The organism is Photobacterium lucens, from assembly GCF_009873615.1.
GTDB lineage: Bacteria > Pseudomonadota > Gammaproteobacteria > Enterobacterales > Vibrionaceae > Photobacterium > Photobacterium lucens.
This window is the reverse complement of sequence record NZ_SSMG01000429.1, coordinates 1-2,986: the sequence shown is the minus strand read 5'-3', so window position 1 is coordinate 2,986 and position 2,986 is coordinate 1. Positions and strand designations below refer to the sequence as shown.

The window sequence follows — 2,986 nt, the reverse complement described above, 5'->3', positions numbered from 1 at the left end:
CAAAGCGAGCCTAGAAGAAATCGTAGCGATCTTCAAAGCACGCATGTAATACGCAACACCCTACAAAAAGGCTGGGGCTCCCCAGCCTTTATTATAAAAAAGAAGGACAAATCCAATGACTACATTAACGGAAAAGCCAGGTATCTCGCTGATCAAAGCTGGTACTTTTAAGCTAAACGACCTAAGCAAACTGCTAGAAGTTGAAGGCCTAAAAAGCGACATGGCTGAAGTTGCTGTTACTAACAACAGTGCGCCATTGACGATTGGTCACTTCACTATGTCTCCGGGCGTAGAGTTTGAATACTTCTACGATTCAGTAGAGTACAAAGTAGTTACTAAAGGTAAGATTGTGGTACGTGATACAGACGGCAACAAATACGTTGCTGAAGTAGGCGACGTTATTCTGTTCTCTGCTGACGTTAAAGTTATCTTCGATGCAGAAAGTGACGGTGAAGCAATCTACACTGCACACCGCCAAGCTGCTGAAGATTTTGCACCTGCAAAATAATTTCATTGCCAAATGAATCCTTAAAGCCTTAGACCTTGTTTAAGGCTTTTTTTTATCGACACAATGCTATTTGGAGATCCAACAATGCCAGAGAATATCGTCGTTGAAGTGAGTAACTACAGAAGTTCGCCCAAAAAAGTCACAATAAAAGCCTATTGCAATGAAAATAAGACGTTACCGAGTGCCGTCAACATTTCATTAGAACAATATGAATCGGTTGGACTGATCCAATCTTTGACGCAACTTGAACATAGCAGCAACAATCAACTTCTTACTGATAAGTGTAAAGCATTGCTTAACTACATTGCCGCAGGCGCGACCATTCGTATGAATTGTTATGCCAGATAAAATCCCCCCTCGCATTGGGCGACATTCTCTTACCATTATTCACGACGGGATGTAACGTTACCTATCCCCTCCGATGATTTCACCACCCTCGCTATCGTCGCCCTGCTACACCCTAACCTATCACTTTTACATCTTTTGATTTGATTAATCCTTTTATTCGCATCACAATATGATTTGAATAAGCACTCTTTTCGCATCAAAGGATCAATTATGTGGGTATGGCAGCAAGATAACTGGCCTCATTTTCACTGGGATCAAGCCATCATAGAGCCAATGGTGAGGCAAACACGCCTTAACCAAGGCATATTGCTGGGAAAAATCACCTGCCAATCGCCGAACCAACAACAAAGTATGTTGGATACGCTGCTGGCTAACATTGTCCATTCCAGTGCCATTGAAGGGGAAAAGCTTAATGCGTTTTCTGTGCGTTCGTCGTTGGCCAATAAGCTGGGGATGACGGAAGAGAAACCATTCCCAACCACCGAGCAAACCGATGGGTTAGCTGAGATCATGCTTGATGCGGTGGAAAATCTCGATACGCCACTGACGCTTTCGCGGATCTTAACCTGGCATCAACGTTTGTTCCCTGAAGGTTATACCCTGTTTAACCCGGTAATCGGTGGCCAGTTACGGGGCGATGCGCCGATGCAGGTTGTCTCGGGCCGTATTGATAAGCCCATTGTGCACTTTGAGGCGCCATACCGTGCCATCCTTGAGCCTGAGCTGGATACTTTTATTACGTGGTTTAACCAATCTAAAGACGATACGTCACTCGACCCTTTACTGCGTGCAGCGATCACCCATTTATGGTTTGTGACCCTTCACCCGTTAGATGATGGCAATGGCCGTATCACGCGTTTGCTGACGGATTTAGCATTAGCTCAAGCCGAGCAGCAGTCGGTTCGATTCTATGCGATGTCGGTGGGGATCTTGGCTAACCGCCATAGTTACTATGAGGTATTGGAGCAAACCCAAAAAGGCGATCTCGATATTACCGCTTGGCTACACTGGTTTTTAACCACCTTGAATGCCACTTTTGATGGGGTGTTAACGGAGATCAATCAAACCGTGTTTAAGACCAATTATTGGCGCCAGATCGACCAAACCAAGCTCACCACAGAGCAAGTGAAAGTGCTCAATCGGATGTTGGATGGTGACTTTGAGCAGGGGATCAATACCAGCCAATACCATAAGGTGGCGAAGGTCAGTAAGCCAACCGCAACCCGTCATTTGACGTCATTGGTTGAATTGGGCTGTCTGGTGAAATCGGGATCGGGCGGTCGTAGTACCCGCTATTTGTTACCGATGATGAAGGATTAATAGATGCAGCCGAGTGGAAAGCCAATCGCTTTAAACTTATTTAAGTTACGTAACTTATGTAATTTACACAAGTTACGTAAATATTATTTAATACCATGAAAAATAAAGGATTAACCTTACTCGAATTAATCATCACTATGGCAGCCCCTAGCTTTAACAACCTGTTTGCCAGTAACACCATGAAGCGCACCTCTACCGAGCTGCGCGGCCTGATCGTTGCCGCTAAATCGGAAGCCGTGATGCGCGGCACCGATGTGTACCTTCACACCATAGGCTTAACTAGCACCAAAACCTTAACTGACAACTGGTGCTTAATTGCCACTACCGATGCCACCATTACCGATTGTGATCACAGCAATGTTTTATACAAAGTCGACGGTAGCCAAATGACAGGGCTAAACATTCAACGCCACGACAGCTACGCAACAATCCGGATAGATAAGATGAATGGACAGCCTGATTTTAACAACAGCGCACTACCAATAGATTGGATCACGTTCGAGAAAGAAAGTGGCAAAGCCCTAACGATGCAAATGAGCTGGATGGGCCGACTCTATGAATGTGGTGAGGGTGGAGAATGGTATGGGGCTGAGGCGTGTTGATATAAAAAAAGCCGCAATAGAGCGGCTTTTTTTATAAAACAGAACGAGCTAGAGCAGAAGAAGCGTTTCTACGACTTGGAGCTGATGTAACAGTTCTTATGTTCTTCTTCTTTGATTTTTTATTTGTTGGTTTTTCACTAGTTACTTTTAAATTAGGTAAACTAAAAGTCATAAACAGTCCCCCTCTAACATGTAAATAGTATAGCAT

At 44.4% G+C, this 2,986-nt stretch carries 4 protein-coding genes; all 4 read left to right on the top strand.

Features of this window, described 5'->3' with window-relative positions; all coding sequences use genetic code 11:
* Positions 1-115: 115 nt before the first annotated feature.
* The 4 genes from E5A76_RS17335 to E5A76_RS17320 all read left to right on the top strand — a co-directional run bounded on the left by E5A76_RS17335 (position 116) and on the right by E5A76_RS17320 (position 2,778).
* On the top strand, positions 116-508 hold the full coding sequence (locus tag E5A76_RS17335) for a cupin domain-containing protein (protein WP_161119699.1): 393 nt from the start codon (positions 116-118) through the stop codon (positions 506-508).
* An 84-nt stretch (positions 509-592) separates the two neighbouring features.
* Complete coding sequence (locus tag E5A76_RS17330; protein WP_053987262.1) at positions 593-856, top strand: hypothetical protein; 264 nt, start codon at positions 593-595, stop codon at positions 854-856.
* Between the two features lie 210 nt (positions 857-1,066).
* Complete coding sequence (locus E5A76_RS17325) at positions 1,067-2,176, top strand: Fic family protein (protein WP_161119698.1); 1,110 nt, start codon at positions 1,067-1,069, stop codon at positions 2,174-2,176.
* Between the two features lie 95 nt (positions 2,177-2,271).
* Positions 2,272-2,778: a pilus assembly FimT family protein gene (locus E5A76_RS17320; protein WP_161119697.1), complete on the top strand. Its 507-nt coding sequence runs from the start codon at positions 2,272-2,274 to the stop codon at positions 2,776-2,778.
* Positions 2,779-2,986: the final 208 nt, after the last annotated feature.